Annotated in this window: 13 protein-coding genes; 7 read left to right on the forward strand and 6 right to left on the reverse strand. The window is 59.9% G+C overall.

Annotated features, from left to right (window positions below; all coding sequences use genetic code 11):
* Window positions 1-677 precede the first annotated feature (677 nt).
* The 7 genes from ACTQXI_RS07750 (at window position 678) to ACTQXI_RS07780 (ending at window position 9,122) form a co-directional block, all read left to right on the forward strand.
* Entirely contained in the window at window positions 678-1,556 is an 879-nt protein-coding gene (locus ACTQXI_RS07750; RefSeq protein ID WP_441049077.1) for a patatin-like phospholipase family protein, read from the forward strand.
* Window positions 1,557-1,713: 157 nt separating this feature from the next.
* Window positions 1,714-2,157 carry a 50S ribosomal protein L13 gene (gene rplM / locus ACTQXI_RS07755; protein WP_370450665.1) on the forward strand — a complete coding sequence of 148 codons (444 nt, stop codon included), beginning with the start codon at window positions 1,714-1,716 and terminating at the stop codon, window positions 2,155-2,157.
* Window positions 2,158-2,159: 2 nt separating this feature from the next.
* Window positions 2,160-2,555 (forward strand): 30S ribosomal protein S9, encoded by a 396-nt coding sequence (gene rpsI / locus ACTQXI_RS07760; RefSeq protein WP_022094634.1) that lies wholly within the window; start codon window positions 2,160-2,162, stop codon window positions 2,553-2,555.
* Between the two features lie 123 nt (window positions 2,556-2,678).
* Window positions 2,679-4,016 carry a phosphoglucosamine mutase gene (gene glmM, locus ACTQXI_RS07765; protein WP_441042375.1) on the forward strand — a complete coding sequence of 446 codons (1,338 nt, stop codon included), beginning with the start codon at window positions 2,679-2,681 and terminating at the stop codon, window positions 4,014-4,016.
* Between the two features lie 101 nt (window positions 4,017-4,117).
* Entirely contained in the window at window positions 4,118-4,585 is a 468-nt protein-coding gene (locus ACTQXI_RS07770; protein WP_441548486.1) for a PTS sugar transporter subunit IIA, read from the forward strand.
* A 272-nt stretch (window positions 4,586-4,857) separates the two neighbouring features.
* Window positions 4,858-5,586, forward strand: coding sequence for a glucosamine-6-phosphate deaminase (gene nagB, locus ACTQXI_RS07775; protein WP_441016422.1), 729 nt, complete (start codon window positions 4,858-4,860; stop codon window positions 5,584-5,586).
* 617 nt (window positions 5,587-6,203) lie between these two features.
* Window positions 6,204-9,122, forward strand: a complete 2,919-nt coding sequence (locus ACTQXI_RS07780; protein ID WP_441548487.1) for an AfsR/SARP family transcriptional regulator — start codon at window positions 6,204-6,206, stop codon at window positions 9,120-9,122.
* A 61-nt stretch (window positions 9,123-9,183) separates the two neighbouring features.
* Here the strand turns inward: ACTQXI_RS07780 and ACTQXI_RS07785 are convergent, their stop codons facing one another.
* The 6 genes from ACTQXI_RS07785 to ACTQXI_RS07810 all read right to left on the reverse strand — a co-directional run bounded on the left by ACTQXI_RS07785 (window position 9,184) and on the right by ACTQXI_RS07810 (window position 16,549).
* Window positions 9,184-9,483: a YhbY family RNA-binding protein gene (locus tag ACTQXI_RS07785; RefSeq protein ID WP_427795027.1), complete on the reverse strand. Its 300-nt coding sequence runs from the start codon at window positions 9,481-9,483 to the stop codon at window positions 9,184-9,186.
* 157 nt (window positions 9,484-9,640) lie between these two features.
* Window positions 9,641-10,366, reverse strand: coding sequence for a methyltransferase domain-containing protein (locus tag ACTQXI_RS07790; RefSeq protein ID WP_441548488.1), 726 nt, complete (start codon window positions 10,364-10,366; stop codon window positions 9,641-9,643).
* Window positions 10,367-10,847: 481 nt separating this feature from the next.
* Window positions 10,848-12,212, reverse strand: a complete 1,365-nt coding sequence (locus ACTQXI_RS07795) for a PFL family protein (protein ID WP_427719427.1) — start codon at window positions 12,210-12,212, stop codon at window positions 10,848-10,850.
* A 108-nt stretch (window positions 12,213-12,320) separates the two neighbouring features.
* On the reverse strand, window positions 12,321-14,879 hold the full coding sequence (locus ACTQXI_RS07800; RefSeq protein WP_441049084.1) for a homocysteine S-methyltransferase family protein: 2,559 nt from the start codon (window positions 14,877-14,879) through the stop codon (window positions 12,321-12,323).
* 9 nt (window positions 14,880-14,888) lie between these two features.
* Window positions 14,889-15,677, reverse strand: coding sequence for a hypothetical protein (locus ACTQXI_RS07805; RefSeq protein ID WP_441548489.1), 789 nt, complete (start codon window positions 15,675-15,677; stop codon window positions 14,889-14,891).
* Window positions 15,677-16,549 carry a methylenetetrahydrofolate reductase gene (locus tag ACTQXI_RS07810; RefSeq protein ID WP_441049087.1) on the reverse strand — a complete coding sequence of 291 codons (873 nt, stop codon included), beginning with the start codon at window positions 16,547-16,549 and terminating at the stop codon, window positions 15,677-15,679. The genes ACTQXI_RS07805 and ACTQXI_RS07810 overlap by 1 nt, the downstream gene beginning before the upstream one ends.
* Window positions 16,550-16,887: the final 338 nt, after the last annotated feature.

Below are 16,887 nucleotides of genomic sequence, written 5' to 3' on the forward strand. Positions count from 1 at the left end.
GCGTAAAGAAAACGCGTAAGCGTTTTTAGCCCGCGGGCGAGGACGCCGGCAGGCGGCCGAAGCCGGTGCGGATTTGCGAAGCAAATACGCGGATTCTCCGCGCAAAGCCTCGACCCTATATAGATGCGATGCCGATCGGATGACAGCCGGCAACGCCCTGCACCAGCGTCATCCCCGCACCGCGGAGAATCGAACTCTATGCAGGGCGCGGGCGTAAAGAAAACGCGTAAGCGTTTTTAGCCCGCGGGCGAGGACGCCGGCAGGCGGCCGAAGCCGGTGCGGATTTGCGAAGCAAATACGCGGATTCTCCGCGCAAAGCCTCTACAAGGTGGAGTAGTCAATTTGGGACGGGGCTATTTTAGCTACCCCTATAAGCCAGTCGATATTAGTTCCGACCCCCAATAATTCGTCGACAGTCAAAGGGCAGCTAAAATAGCCCCGTCCCAAATTGACTACTCACGTTGACGCCTCAAGCGGAAGTTGCATCCCAGAATCTACGCTCAGAATGGGATGCATTTTCCGGATGGGTTGTTGGCGGAAAGTCCATCCCGGAATCGCCCCCCAGAGCGGGACGTGCTTTCCGCCAGCCGCCCCGTCCTACTCAACTCCAAAACCCATGCGCTCTCCATCTCAAAACTGGGTAGAAGAAGGCCAAAACGAAACAGTAGGAGGTCAACATGACGGCAGAAGATAAGGCAAAGAACGCCGGCAAGGTCGCGCTCGTTTTGGAGGGCGGCAGCTTCCGCGGGCAATTTACCGCGGGCGTGCTCGACGTCCTCATGGAGGCTGGCGTCGAGATTCCGGCAGTATATGGCGTATCGGCCGGCGCCCTCAACGGCGTGAACTACAAGTCGCACCAGATCGGCCGTGCCAACCGCATCAACCTGGCTTTCTGCAACGACAACCGCTTCATGGGTGCCGCATCGTTTGCGTCCACGGGCTCCATCGTGGGTTACGACTTCATCTTCAACGATGTCCAGGACCGCTTGGATCCCTTTGATAACGAGGCATTCGACGCGAGCCCCATCGAGATGTACGCCGTCGCGACGGACATGCTCTTTGGAACCGCTGCATACCTGCCGGTCAAAAGCGCCGTGCTCGACCTCGATGCCGTGCGCGCCTCGACGTCGCTGCCGCTGGTGACGCCGTCGGTCGAGATCGACGGGCACAAATACGTCGACGGCGGCGTAGCCGATTCGGTCCCCATCGAGCACGTGCTGAAGGAGGCCGGCTTCGATCGCGCGGTTGTCATTGTCACGCAGGACCGCTCGTACGAGAAAAAGCCCTACGAGTTTATGCCTGCCGCACGCGCCCGCTATGCCGACTACCCCTATCTGCTCGAGGCTATCGAGACGCGCCACGACCGCTATAACATCCAGCGCATGCATCTGTGGAAGTATGAGCGCGAGGGCCGCGCGCTGGTCGTTGCCCCGCAAAAGCCTGTCGAGGTCGGTCACGTCGAGCACGATCCGGCAAAGCTTCTCGACCTGTATATTCAGGGTCGTCAGGAGGCAAAGCGTCTGCTGAGTGATATCAAGGCATTTGTCGAGCGCTAGCGTCGCGACATCATTACCGATGGACGACATGTGCAGAAAGTCTGGTCAGAGCCAAAATACCTGTTGACTCGGGCGACGGGCGGGGTAATATGGACGGGTTACTTGCAGAGCCCCGTGAATCTCTGTAACAACACGTACTGTACATGGAGGAGTCTAAGTGATTTCGAAATCGACTCACTACGCCAAGCAGGGCGAGGTCCAGCGCAACTGGGTTCTCGTCGACGCCGATGGTGCTGTCCTGGGCCGTCTTGCCACCCAGATCGCAATGATCCTGCGCGGTAAGAACAAGCCCCAGTTCACGCCCAACAGCGACTGCGGCGACTTCGTTGTCGTCATCAACGCCGATAAGGTCCAGCTTACCGGTAACAAGGCCGACACGAAGACCTATTATCGCCACAGCGGCTACAACGGCGGCCTCAAGGCTGAGAGCTTCCACCAGGCTATGGAGAAGCACCCGGAGAAGGTCATCGAGCGCGCCGTTCGCGGCATGCTGCCCAAGACCACCCTCGGCCGTGCCCAGATGACCAAGCTTAAGGTCTACGCTGGTGCCGAGCATCCGCATGCTGCCCAGAACCCCACGAAGATTGAGCTGGAGGCTTAAAGATGGCTGAGAACACCGTTGTCTACCAGGGTACCGGCCGTCGTAAGAACGCCGTCGCCCGCGTCCGTCTCGTCCCCGGCACCGGCAAGGTGACCATCAACAAGCGTGACGCCGAGCAGTATTTCGGCCGTCATCAGCTCGTTGAGAACGCCCTTGCTCCCTTCAAGGTGACCGATACCGCCGGTCAGTTCGACGTTATCGCTCTGTGCGATGGCGGCGGCATCTCCGGTCAGTCCGGCGCTCTGCGCCTGGGCATCGCTCGCGCTCTTCTGAACGCTGGCGACTACCGTGCTGACCTCAAGAAGGCCGGTTTCCTTACGCGCGATGCTCGCGTGGTCGAGCGCAAGAAGTACGGCCTCAAGAAGGCCCGCCGCGCTCCCCAGTTCTCCAAGCGCTAAGGTTTTATCTCCTTACGAGATACAATGTACAAGCGGGGCCTGCCGATTGCTCGGCGGGTCCCGCTTTTCTTTTTCGACTAGGGTGGGCGAGTGCGTTTTGCCCACTTGGGAAGGAGCGATCCTATGCCCCAGAACATCTTCGGTACCGACGGCGTCCGTGGCGTCGCCAACGCCGACCTCTCGTGCGACCTCGCGTTTCGCCTTGGCCGTGCGGCGACCAAGTTCCTTGGTCCGGACATTTGCGTTGGCCGCGACACGCGTCTTTCGGGCACCATGCTCGAGAGCGCTCTGACCGCTGGCATTATGGCCGAGGGCGGTCGCCCGCACTGCTGCGGCGTTATCCCTACGCCGGCCGTGGCGCTGCTCACCGTCCAAAACGACCTCGACGGCGGCATCGTCATCTCCGCTTCGCACAATCCGCCGGAGTTTAACGGCATCAAGTTCTTTAGTCGCAAGGGCATGAAGCTTCCCGATGCCGTTGAAGAAGAGATCAGCGCCTGGGTCATGTCCGAGGAGGCCATGGCTGCCGACACGCTGCCGACCGGCGCCGGTGTGGGCCACATCATCAAGATGAAGGACGCTCGCAAGGCATACGTCGACCACGCTATCAGCACCCTCGGCGGCCTTAAGCTCGACGGCCTGGTCGTTGCCGTTGACTGCGGTCACGGTGCTTCCTGCCAGACCACGCCTGCCGCGCTTCAGCGTCTGGGCGCCACGGTACACGCCATCAATACCGACTACTGTGGCACCGACATCAATGTTGAGTGCGGCTCCACTCATCTTGAGCCCCTGCGCGAGCTCGTGCTGCGCACCCACGCCGACATCGGCCTGGCCCACGACGGTGACGCCGATCGCGTGCTGTTCGTGGACAGCGAGGGCAACGAGATCGATGGTGATTACATCCTGGCCATCTGCGGCTCTGACCTCGCCGCTCGCGGCAAGCTCGCCAACTCCGAGATCGTCTCGACCGTTATGTGCAACTTGGGCTTTTCCATCGCTATGAAGGAACAGGGCTTTGAGATGGTGCAGACCGCCGTGGGCGACCGCTACGTGCTGGAGCGCATGCTCGCGGACGGCGCCGTTATCGGCGGAGAGCAGTCCGGCCACATCATCTTCCTGGAGCACAACACCACCGGCGATGGCCTGGTGACGGCGCTGCAGCTGCTGGCCGTGCTCAAGCGCACTGGCCGCACCCTCACCGACCTTGCCGGCATCATGAAGAAGTACCCGCAGGTGCTCGTCAACGTGCATTCCGACAACAAGGCCGGTCTGGACGATTGCCAGCCCATTTGGGACGCTGTCGCTGCCGCCGAGAAGGAGCTTAACGGTCGCGGCCGCATTCTGGTGCGCCCGAGCGGTACCGAGCCGCTGGTTCGCGTGATGGCCGAGGCCGAGACGCACGAGCTGACTCAGCGCGTCGTTGACGACATCGTCGAGGTTGTCAAGCGCGAACTTCCCTAATGGTCAAAAACCAATGCCAAGTGGTAAACTACTAAAACTGGTTTTGATTATTGGTATGTCCAAGGGGGAGCATGTTCACTAAAGTCCTAAGGTCTTTTGGTATGCGTGGTCGAGTCCTTACGCTGGATGCTCCCATCTCGGGCGATGTCATTCCGCTTTCCGAGGTTAACGACCAGACGTTTGCCACTGGCCTTTTGGGCCAAGGCGTTGCCATTCGGCCTACGGGCACGCGCGTGATTGCACCAGCGAATGCCAAGATCGAGGCGATTTTTCCAACGGGACACGCCGTTGCGCTCAACACGGTCGATGGCTTGGATGTTTTAATCCACGTTGGACTCGATACCGTTCAGCTCGAGGGCAAACACTTTACCGTGCATGCACAGGTGGGCGATATCGTCCATAAGGGCGATGTGCTTATCGAGTTTGAACGCGAGGCAATCGAGGCCGAGGGCTACGATGTGACGGTTCCCATCTTGGTGTGCAACTCTGTTGAGTTCTCGAGCATCAAGGGCTCCGTCGGCGAGCATGTCGAGGAGATGGATCAGCTCATCGTCGCTCGCGAGCGCTAACTCGTTCGCTTGCCCTTTGGCCTACAATTCAAACACGTTTACGGAGGGCGCCCTTGAAAGAGGGCGCCCTTCGTGGCAAGATGAAAAATGTCCGAGGCTAAAAGGCTTCGGGTCACCGTGGACGGGCAGGGGCCTCGACGCGGCTAGACACGAGATACATACATTACGCGACCTCGCCCTGGTGGCCGCACACGTTGGTTGCGGCCGACGCAGGCCGCGGGCAAGTGCTTGTAAGGGGAGCCTTGCCTCTCTTCTACGAGAAAGGATGCGTAATGAAGATCATTAAAGCTAAAGACTACGAGGATATGAGCCGCAAGGCCGCCAATATCATCTCGGCGCAGGTTATCCTTAAGCCCGATTGCGTGCTCGGTCTTGCCACCGGCTCCACTCCGATTGGCGCCTACAAGCAGCTCGCCGATTGGTACAAGAAGGGCGATATTGACTTCTCCGAGGTCAGCACCTATAACCTGGACGAGTATCGCGGCCTTTCGCACGATGATCCCCAGAGCTATCACTACTTCATGCGCGAGAACTTCTTCGATCACATCAACGTCGATCTGAATAACACGCACGTGCCCGATGGCTCCAACCCCGATGCCGCCGCTGCCTGCTCCGAGTACGATAAGCTCGTCGCTGCCGCCGGTTACCCGGATCTGCAGCTGCTCGGCATTGGTAATAACGGTCATATTGGCTTCAACGAGCCCGATGACCACTTCTCCAAGGGTACGCACTGCGTCGACCTCACCGAGAGCACCATTCAGGCCAACAGCCGCCTGTTCGATAGCATCGACGACGTTCCCCGCCAGGCTTACACCATGGGTACCCAGACCATCATGTATGCCCGCATGATCCTGGTCGTCGCCAACGGCGAGGCCAAGGCTCAGGCTGTGCACGATATGTGCTATGGCCCGGTTACGCCCGAGTGCCCGGCTTCGATCCTGCAGCTGCACACCAACTGCGTCGTCGTTGCCGACGAGGCTGCCCTTTCGCTCTGCGAGTAGTACAATCCGAGCGATTTGTTATTACTTTGTTACAGGCTCCCGTTCTGCGGGGGCCTTTTTTATTATGCATATGCGGGATGGCGGCTAGCTTATAGACTCATGGGCCCCTATGCTGCGTCCGTCCGCAATATCTGCCAGCGGAATCAGAATGAGCGCGGGCTTTATGGTGTGCATAACATTAGCTTGCCAAAAGCTTGACGGTGGTGCCTCGTATAGTGTGATGCATTCTCTAGCATATTCTATTCAAATATGCTACTAATGAGTCGCAAACGGTAGCAGCGCGTAGGCGAGTTGCGCAACAAAATATTACAAGCCCCATTGCGTTACACTGCCAAATGAGTGGGACATGCTGGCAAGCGCATTGACCTGCGCAAAGACCGGTTGGTTGGGGGAAAAGTTTCAATCGGCGCTCGCTGAACAAAAACTTGCCAAATGCGAACCGAAAGACAACCTAAAACTCTGCGTCGTTCGATTTACGGGATGGCTTGGGCTGTCTTGCGATTACGGTGTCCATGTGGCCGAGGTAAGGAGCGAGCATGATGAACGGGCTGAACGATACGGATGATCTCGAATTGGCGCCATTGGGCACAGGTTATATGGTCCGACGTGATCGCCTGATGAGCGAGTTGATTGTCAAGGGCCGCAAGGCGGGCATTGTGTTGCTCTATGCACCAGATGGGTTTGGAAAAACATCGATATTGCTTCAGTACACTCAGGAAGTCAAAAGCGACCCGACGCGCGGTCTGGTGCGAATCATCGAGGCTGACCGCGCGATTGCCCGCGAGGTGTTTATGCAGCTCGAAGTGGTCACAGATGAACTTGAGGACAAACCGCGATCGTTGATTGCGATTGATAACGTCCCCAACCTCGATCAGCAAGATACCGAGGAGCTTATCGATCGAATTCGAGGCCTGCGCACTATGGGGATCGGGGTCTTTGTCACCTGCCGCCCCTCAAATCGCCAGTTGATTCGCGGGCTGGGTGACTCGGTCAAGATCAATGCGCAGATGCTCAAGGTGCATGCCTATGAGTATTCGGCTTGGGCATCGGCGTTCTCGATTAGCACGTCGCTCGATTTTTACCAGCTCACACAGGGTGTTCCCGAGTTGGTTTCGGCTATGCAGACGGGGCTGTACGGAGAGGGCGACGTTGCCAGCTTGCTCGAAAACGAGATTGTCAACGTATACGGTGCGGCACTTGCCGATATGGCATCAATCGATAACGGCGCCCTATTTAACGTGGCGTGCGTGATGGCCCTGATGGGCGAGGGCAAGATTGCGGAACTTGAGGCATGCGGTGTCAGGCTCTCCATGATCGATCAGTCCTATCTTGTTCGTGATTATCCGATTTTTGGTGTCGATCCGGTCGACCGAAGCTTTACGTGTATGGGCACCGAGGATAACGCGCGCCTGAGATTACGAAAAATGGTTGCGGAAATTCGTCCAGAGCTCGTTATGCGCGCGGCACGCATTCTGCTCAAGGCGGGCCGATGCGATGCTGCGATGGATTTGGCAGATGCCTTTTTGGATCGCGACGCCGTCCTTGAGCTTGCTGGACAGTATGGTGTCGATTTGGCTCTGACTGGGCATGGAGGGGATGTCTGTCGCGCGGTACTGAGGACGACGGATGCCGACAAGCCCGCGTTGGAGCCGACGCCCACCGAGGCACTTGGTGTCTATTTGGCGGCGGTAAGCGTTTCGAATACTAAACTGGCCCGGTATATGGCCTCGATTGTCGAACATGCGAGCGCACAGTCGGTCCGCGAGATTGATTTGGTTTCTTGGAAAGTCGCCCAGGTGCTTACGGTCGTCTGTTATGGAGATTGCGAGCTTGGGCTTCCAGCCAATCCTGCTCTTCCAAAAAATGAGGCATCTTGTGCTGCGCTCGATATGCTGTCGGCGCATATCGAGGTTAAGAGCCGGCTGACCGAACAGGCGAAAGACGGCGCAGCACTTTCGGGACTCAAGGCGAACAAGGTATATGATTGCGAACTCGATATTGCAGAGATTCTCATACGGGCAGATCGGATGTTGGCGGAGCTCTTTGATGGGTCCTTTATGGGAATCGATGAGCGTGACGACGAGATGTCTCGGACACGGGAGGCACTCGATGCTCGTGGGCTTAAGGCGCCGGCTGTCTGGGTGCGTATGGTGCTGGCGGCACGGCGTCTGCTTGCAGGCCTGCCAATGACTGACGATACGGCGTTTAATGAGCTCGATCGCTTTGCCGTGCGCGTGCGTGACAATCAAATCCAGCTGTTTGGCCTGCTACTTGAAGGCTGGCAGGCGCTCGCCGAGGGGCGCCCGGTCAACGCGAAGTTCCGCGCGGTCCAGGTACTCAAGCTTGCTGACGAGTCGATCGCATACATGCGCGACAACGCGTTGCTGTTGGAGCGTGCATCAAGCCTTCGCAATACGTCGATGGTGTCGGTACGAGAAGAGGCAGAGCTGCTCGACCTAAGTCGGACACAAGTCGGCGGCGCGGAGGCTTGGGTCGTAGCGCTGCATTTGGCGTCTGCGGGCCGTGACAGCGATCTTGCCGCCTGGATGTCTATGAATCGTTCTGGGATTCTGGAGCCAGCGTATCGGCTGTTTGCACGCCTTGCGATGCATTGCCTGGGCGAGCCTGCTGCCAAGATTCGAAAGAAGCTCCCGGTGCATGAGCTATCGCGATATTCGCTGCGCGACGATTTGGAGGGAGAGAGCGAGCGGCTGTTCCAGGTCGGCGAGGTCGAACCCGTCGACGCTATCGATCATATCGAGATTCGCATGTTTGGCGCGTTTCGTGCCGAGCGCGACGGATTTCCCATCACAGACAAGATGTGGCGTCGTAAGAAAGCGGCAACGCTTGCCGAGCGGCTAGCGTTGGGTATCGATTCGTTTGTCGATCGCGAGACCTTGGCTATGGAACTGTGGCCACATGCCGAGTACAGTAGCGCCCGTAACAACTTGTATTCGACTGTGTCACGCTTACGATCCGCTTTGGGACCCACGCCAGATGGCAAGTCGTGCGTCCTGATTCAAAACGACTGCCTTGGCCTCAACAGGGATTACGTTAAGACCGATGTGAAGCTATTTGAGCAGATAAGCCGCGAGATTTTGGGTAATCGCACAAGAGTGCGTGGGCCTCACCTGGTCGAGCTGTGTCTTAAGATCGAACAGCTCTATACCGGACCGCTGTATATCCCCAACGGTTGCAATCCGACGTACTTTTTGCGCATGCGCCGCATCATGCAGTCGAAGTTTATCGACTGCATGATTGTGGGAGCAAGCGCTGCCTTGGAAGAAAACGACCTGCAGTCGGCAATCTGGCTGGTAGAAGCGGGGCTACGTCAGGAGACCGCACGCGAGGACATGGTGCGATGCGCCATGCGCGTGTACGGTGCGGCGGGGAGACGCCGCGATATCGTCGAGCTCTATAGCGGGCATATCCATCATCTTAAGGAACAGGTCGCAGGCGTTCCCGAGCCCGAGACCAAGCGTCTCTACGAGCGTCTGGTCGAAAGCAGGGTCAACCGACCGTTCATTGAGCGATAAAAAACGGGCGCCCGCATCATTCGGACGCCCGCAGGCTTGCTCTGTGTGAACCGATCGGCCCTTAGACGAGCTTGATCTTCTCGATATCCTTGCGCGAGGACTCTCGATACAGCGAGAACTTGCGACCGATAACCTGAACGACGTCGGCGTGGCAGCGCTCGGCGAGTTCCTCGGCGGCCTCGCGGGCAGAAAGGCTGGAGCCGTCCAGCACGGAGCACTTAACGAGCTCGTGCTTTTCCAGGTAGGCGGCCGTCTGCTCGACGGTACCCTCGTTGACATCGGACTTACCGATGATGATGGCGGGGTTGAGGTGATGGGCCATGCTGCGAAGCTGCTTGACCTGGGCTCCTGTCAGTGCCATGGGATCTCGCTTTCTATGTATGGGGCGCCCCGCGATGGGGCCTTAATCTACGTGAGCTGTCCCACGATAGCGCAGGAACGGCGCGGTGTGGAGCGCGTTTGCCAGTTCGCAAAGAATGCGGATGCCGGGCGGGTAGACGATGCATACTTTAGATGGGCTACGGTCGGGGCGCAGAGACCGGCTCCCAGGCGATGAACGCCCATCGGACCTTGCGGATGTGGTCGAGCATGTAACGTCCCTGCGGCACGCCCTTGGATCCCGGCTCGCCGGCATGGGGGTTCTCAATCATATGTTGGGCGATATAGTCGCGCAGACGATCGATCTTATCCTCGTTGCCATGCTCGAGCATACGGGAGAAGTCCGCCACGCCGGCCTCGAGACTATCGAAGGTGTCACGACGGGGCGATTCAAAATACGCGACCTGCGGTAGTGCACCCATCTGAATAAGGATGTTAAAGGCGTACACAAAACCATTGCTACGGGTAACCGAGGCGCCGATGGCATTCATCACGTGCAGGTCATAGCGCGGGCTGGAGTTGGCGACCATCGTGACAGCACAACGCCGCCGAGCCGTACGGTCGAGCTTGACAAGCGCGCCTTTTAGGTCGTTCGTAGTAACCGAGCGACTCGCAAAGGCAACATCTACCGCTTTCGCGACCGGTCCAACCAAATCCCAGTCATCATCCCAAGCAAGCTCAAGCGGTGTAATGCGATCCTCGAGCCCATAGTACTCAATGCCAGCATCAAGGGTGCCCAACATAGCAGGGGAAAAATCAGCGGCAATCACGGGATGTCCAGCCTGAGCAAGCGGAATAGCAATCGACCCAGCCCCACACCCCATATCCAGCACGGATTCACCAGGCTTTAACGCCAACAGCTTCATAAAGTCCCGGGCATACGGAGCAGTCTCAAGCGGCCGAAAATGCCGAGCCCGCTTATCCCATTCAAAAGAATCATCAGCCCGCCGCCGACCAGCCTGCAAGCGCATCCATTCGCCATTCCAATCCGCAGAAAGAAGCTCAGAACGAGCATCCCCATCAACCACGGGCCATCCCTCCTCACAACAAAAAAGCGACTCCTCCCAAAAGAAGAGCCGCAACCAGCATATATCAGAAAAAGAACCGTTCCAACGCCAAACCGCCGCACCAGCCAAGTGGTGCAGGAGCGAAGCAACTGCAACCGGGATAGAACCCAACTGAGGTCCCGTTGTGCGGGAGCCCCGGTGAGGGCAAATATATAAGGTCGATCGCGAGTTCCGCACGAGCCGGAGAGCACGTAATGTGCTCTCCGTGCGAGTCAGGACTGTCCGAGCAGGCGACCTTATATATTTGTCCTCACCGGGGCTCCTCGCCAGTCCCCCTCAGCTAGTTCTTGAGCGAGTTCAGCGGCGCCGGGAAGCGTCCACCGCGGTGGGCAAGCACGGTGCCGGCGTTGGGGTTCACCGGCATGATGGGCGCACGGCCAAACAGGCCGCCATACTCGACGCAGTCGCCCACGCCCTTGCCGATGGCGGGGATCACGCGCACGGCCGTGGTCTTATTGTTGATGACGCCGATGGCCATCTCGTCGGCGATAATGCCGGCGATAGTCTCGACCGGGGTGTCGCCGGGAATGGCGATCATGTCCAGGCCAACGGAGCACACGCAGGTCATGGCCTCGAGCTTCTCGAGCGAAAGCGCGCCGGCCTCGACGGCGGCGATCATGCCGGCGTCCTCGGACACGGGGATAAAGGCGCCCGAGAGGCCGCCCACGCTGGAGCTGGCCATGACGCCGCCTTTCTTGACGGCATCGTTGAGCATGGCGAGCGCGCAGGTCGTGCCGGGGCCACCGCAGGTGCCCACGCCGATGATCTCGAGGATGCGCGCGACGGAGTCGCCGACGGCAGGCGTAGGCGCTAGCGACAGGTCGACAATGCCCTTCTCGACACCTAGGCGACGGGCGGCCTCGCGACTCATGAGCTCGCCGGCACGGGTGATCTTAAAGGCGGTCTGCTTAATCTTTTCGGCGACTTCCATCATCGATGCGGAATCGGGCAGCTTCTCCAGGGCTGCGGCCATAACGCCGGGGCCCGAGACGCCTACGTTGATGACGGCGTCGGCCTCGCCACCGCCGTGAACGGCGCCCGCCATAAACGGGGAGTCCTCGACCATGTTGGCAAAGCAGACAAACTTGGAAGCACCGACGGAATCCTCATCTGCCGTAAGCTTGGCGGCATCGATGATGGTCTGAGCCGCCATGAGCACGGCGTCCATGTTGATGCCGGCGCGCAGGCTGGCGACGTTGACGCTGGAGCAGACGCGGCTGGTGGTAGCGAGCGCCTGGGGGATGGACTGGATGACGCGGCGGTCGGCGTCGCCGATGCCCTTCTGGACGAGTGCGGAGAAGCCGCCCAGGTAATCGATGCCGAGCGTCTCGGCCGCGCGGTCGAGGGCATGCGCGATGGGGGTGAGGTCCTCATCCTTGCAGCACGCGGCGATCTGCGCCACCGGGGTGACGGAAACGCGCTTGTTGACAATGGGGATACCGTACTCGCGCTCGAGGTTCTCGGCGGTCTCGACCAGATGCTCAGCCGTGTGCGTCACGTGGTCGTAGATCTTCGTGCACATGCGGTCGAGGTTCTCGTCGCCGCAACCCATGAGCGAAACACCCATGGTGATGGTCCTGATGTCGAGGTTCTGCTCCTCAACCATGCCGCGGGTTTCCGCGATTTCTGCGGGCGTGATCGCCATCCTTGCACTCCTATCTGCCAAAACGAGCATAGTCTTGTCTATTCTAACGTGCCGCACGTGCCAAGTGGCGCATGCGGCACGTTTTGGTGCTCGGTTGTTTCCGTTGTGTTACTGCCCAAAGACCTCTTCGGCGATACGAGCGCTTTCGGCGGCGTCCTTGGCGTAGTAGTCCGCGCCGATCTGCTTGGCGTATTCGGGGGTGAGTACGGCGCCGCCTACGATGATCTTGACGCCCGGCATCTCGGCATGAAGCAGTTTGATGGTCTCCTCCATAGCGACGACCGTGGTGGTCATAAGCGCCGAGAGGCCGACGAGCTTGATGTCGCGCTCCCGTACGGTCTTGAGCACCTCCTGCGGGTCGACGTCGCGGCCTAGGTCAAAGACGGTATAGCCGTAGTTATCGAGCAGCATCTTGACGATGTTCTTACCGATGTCGTGGATGTCGCCTTTGACGGTGGCCACGCAGATTTTGCCCTTGTCGGCAATCTCGCCGGCGGGCATTAGGCGCTTGATGGTGTCAAAACCCACGCGCGCGGCCTCGGCCGAGGCCATGAGCTGCGGCAAGAAGAACTTTCCCTGGTCAAAGAGGACACCAACCTCGTCGAGGGCGGGGATAAAGTGGTTGTTGATGAGGTCCATGGCGTCGTGGTCTGCCAGCAGACGCTCGGTCTCGGCCGCAATCTCGCCTTTGCGGCCCGAGACGACCATGCGACGAATCGGGTCGTCGTTGCCGTCGGTGCCGGCGGTGCCAGCGGCGGGCACAGTGTCGGTCGATACTGTCTGAGCCGCCGCCGGGTTCGCGGCGATCTTGTACGGATCGGTCCAGCCGGCGTAGCGCTCGATGTATCCGGTCGAGCCCTCGTCCTCAACGCTCAAGACGCGATAGCTGTAGACGGTATCCATAAAGCGCTTGGAGCCCGGGTTCATGATGGGGGCGTCCAGACCCGCGCCGAAGGCGGCGGCCAAAAAGACCGAGCCCAGCAGCGGGCGGGCGGGCAGACCAAAGCTGATGTTCGACACGCCGAGCGCGCATTTGACGCCCAGACGCTCCTTACACAGGGACATGGCGCGCAGAATCTGTTCGGCTTGGCGTTGATTGGTCGAGGCGGTCATGACCAGACAGTCGATGAGGATGCGGTCCGGTCCGATGCCGTAGCGGGCGGCCTCGGCCACGATGCGCTCGGCGATGGCGAAGCGAGCCTCGGCGGTATCGGGAATGCCGCCTTCGTCGAGCGTGAGGCCGACGACGTTGGCACCGTAGTGGGCGACCAGCGGAAAGATCTCATCCATGATCTGCTGCTTGCCATTGACCGAGTTGATGATGGGCTTGCCGGCGTAGCGGCGCACGGCGGCCTCGACGGCTGCGGGGTCGGTGGAGTCGATCTGCAACGGCAGCAGCGTGGAACCCTGGAGCTGCTCGGTGGCCTGTTGGATGATCTTGACCTCGTCGATCTCGGGCAGGCCCACGTTGACGTCCAGGATGTCGGCGCCTTGCTCCTGCTGGCTGATGCCCTGGCTTACGACGTAGTCCAGGTCGCCGTCGCGCAGGGCCTGCTGCAGGCGCTTTTTTCCGGTGGGATTGATGCGCTCGCCGATGACGGCGATCTTGTGGCCGTCACAGGGAAGGTCAACCACGGTCTGGGCGCTTGTGACCGACATGCTGGGCTTGCGGCGGCGCGGACTGGGCGTGTGGTTGTCGATAAGCGTGCGCAGCGCTGCCATGTGCGCCGGCGTGGTGCCGCAGCAACCGCCCACGACGCTCACGCCGTCGGCGATCATGCCGGCGACGGCCTTGGCGTATTCGGGGGCCTGGATGTCAAAGACGGTGTTACCGTCGTCGTCCACGTGGGGGAGTCCTGCGTTGGCCTGCACCATAACGGGCTTGTCGGTAACGGTGAGCATGCGTGCGGCGAGCCCTCGGAGCTCGGCCGGTCCCTGGCTGCAGTTGATGCCCAGGACGTCGGCGCCGATGGCGTCGAGCGTGATAGCGGCAACCTCGGGACTCGTGCCCAGGAAGGTACGGCCGTCCTCCTCAAAGGTCATGGTGGCAAAGACGGGCAGCTCGGAGTTCTCGCGGCAGGCAAGGACCGCCGCCTTGATCTCGGCAAGGTCGGTCATGGTCTCGATAATAAAGAGGTCCACACCCGCGTCGACGCCAGCGCGCACTTCCTCGGCAAAGAGGTCATAGGCCTCGTCGAAGCTGAGGGTACCCAAGGGGCGAAGCAGCGCACCGATGGGGCCGATGTCGCCGGCGACGTAGTGGGCACCGGCCGCGCGGGCGCAGGCGACAGCGGCGGCAAAGACATCTGCCACGGTGGCGGCACCGTCGAGCTTGTGGGCGTTGGCGCCAAAGGTGTTGGCGGTGATCACATCGCAGCCGGCCTCGACATACTGACGCTGAATATCGGTAATGACCTGGGGCTCCTCAAAGTTGAGCAGCTCGGGCAGGGCGCCGGCCTTCATGCCGGCCGCCTGCAGCATGGTGCCCATGCCGCCGTCGAACAGCAGGTGCCCCGTGCCCTCGATGGCGGCGCGCAGGCGATCGTCCTTAATGTAAAGGTCGTCGATCGTGCGCGTCTTGTACGTGGCGCCCTTGCGGCGCGCAGCATCAACGGGCGCCGCCAGCGCGGCGCCGTCCAGATCATGAGTGATAAGCGGAGTAAACATCGGGGGCTCCTAATGGCTGGAATAGCAGGTGGTGTGGGCGGCGCGGAAGCGGCAGTGCTCGCGCATGCGGCAGATATTGCAGGTGGGGCGACTCTGGGCGTCGTGGACCTCGCCGTCAAACAGACCGATCACCGCGGTCACGCTCTTGGTGGGCATGAGCAGGCTGGTAGGTGTGACGGTAAGCCCGATGAGCCGCGTGGCGTTGAGTGCAGCCACGATTGAACGCTGAGCCGTAAGCGGGCAGTCGCCGTAGCCGGGACTGAAGCGCCAGTTACCGGCGAGTCCGTGTGCGGCGGCCGCAGCCTTGACCTGCTGGTCCATCTGCTCGACGGCAGCTTCCACATAGGCGGAGCACGCGGCATCGAGCACGGCTCCCTCTAGGGGCTGCTGGGCTCCCGTGGTGCGCAGACGACGCTCGGCGTCCATGCCGAGGGTGCATGCCATGAGCGCGGCAAAGCGGGCGTCTTTGAGATGTCGATAGATATCGCGACCGCGCAGCTCAACGCTGGTTCCAACCAGACGGATGCTGGGCTCTCCCTGCTCGTCCACGCCCATGGCATCGACGGCAAATACGCGGCGCACGCCACGGGGCTCAATGTCCAGTTCCAAACGTTCAACGACAAGCTCAATACGCTGCGACAGCTCGGGCTCAATCTGCTGGCCGCCGTAACCCAGATACCGCAGCATCTCGGCACGATCGGCGCGGGGATGGTGGGTATCATCGATACGGTAGAGCGCCGGCGACGCAAGGTCGGCCGGCACTTCACCAAAAGCTGTATCGATGTGCGGTTTTTCCATTACCCCAGGCGCTCCATAATGGTTGCGGCGATCGCAGGACGATTCATAGTGTACAGGTGCAGGCCGTCGGCGCCGTGCTCCTTAAGGTCGCAAAGCTGGCGGGCGGCATAATCTACACCGGCTGCCTGCAGGCTCTCGGGGTCGTTCTCGTATTTGGCGAGAATCTTGATGACGGGGGAGGGCAGCGACGCGCCGCACATAAAGACCATGCGGCTGATCTGTGACTTGCCCATAAACGGCATGATGCCTGCGGTAATGGGCACAGTGATACCGGCCTTGTCGGCAAGCTCGCGAAAACGGTAGAAGCACTCGTTATCAAAAAAGAGCTGCGTCACAAAGAAGCTCGCGCCGGCGTCCTGCTTTTGCTTGAGATATTCGACCGAGAGGTTGAGATTCTCACAGGCAATGTGGCCTTCGGGGTAGGCTGCGGCGCCCACGCAAAAGCCGGCGTCGACGAGCTCGGGGATGAGGTCGCGGGCGTAGGCGTAGTCCGAGGCGGGCTTGTCATCCTCGCTCGCGCCGGCGGGGAGATCGCCACGCAGGGCCAGCACATTTTCTACGCCGGCGGAGCGGTATTCGTCGATCTTGGCGGCGATATCGGCATGCGTGCGGCCAACGCAGGTGAGGTGCGCCACCGAGGGCGTATCGAATTCGCTCGTAATCATATGCGCGATGGGGGCGGTGGTGGCGCCGTTGCCCGAGCCGCCGGCCGAGCAGGTGACCGAGACAAAGCTCGGCGAAAGCTTGCACAGATTGCCAGCCACCTCGCGAGCCGTGTCGAGGGTAAGCTCGCCCTTGGGCGGGAACATCTCAAACGAAATGGGCGTGGTGCCCTGGGATGCTGCCTGCTTAAAAACCTCGTCGACGCGCATATCGTGCTCCTTTAGATACATTAGCGTGATGTGTTGTAAGGATTCTACAGTACCGCTGCGCTACGGTGGAGTTTTACTCGCTATTTGGAAATATCAATCGAAGATGTTTCGCTATCGGCATTCCCTATAACAGCGTAGCTAATTTGGAGCTTTTTACCCCATCAACCAGGTACGCAGGGTAGTCTTTTTGGGACGGGGCTTTTTTAGCTACCCAATCCGGCGCCTCCAAAGCTTGAGACCATATTTAAATAGGGCAGCTAAAAAAGCCCCGTCCCAAAAAGACTACCCGTAAACCATGCGGAGAGGTCTGCAATTTATACAGTTGATTGACTGTTGAG

Origin of the sequence: Collinsella sp. LCP19S3_C9, from assembly GCF_052121575.1 — a bacterium.
Classification (GTDB): domain Bacteria; phylum Actinomycetota; class Coriobacteriia; order Coriobacteriales; family Coriobacteriaceae; genus Collinsella.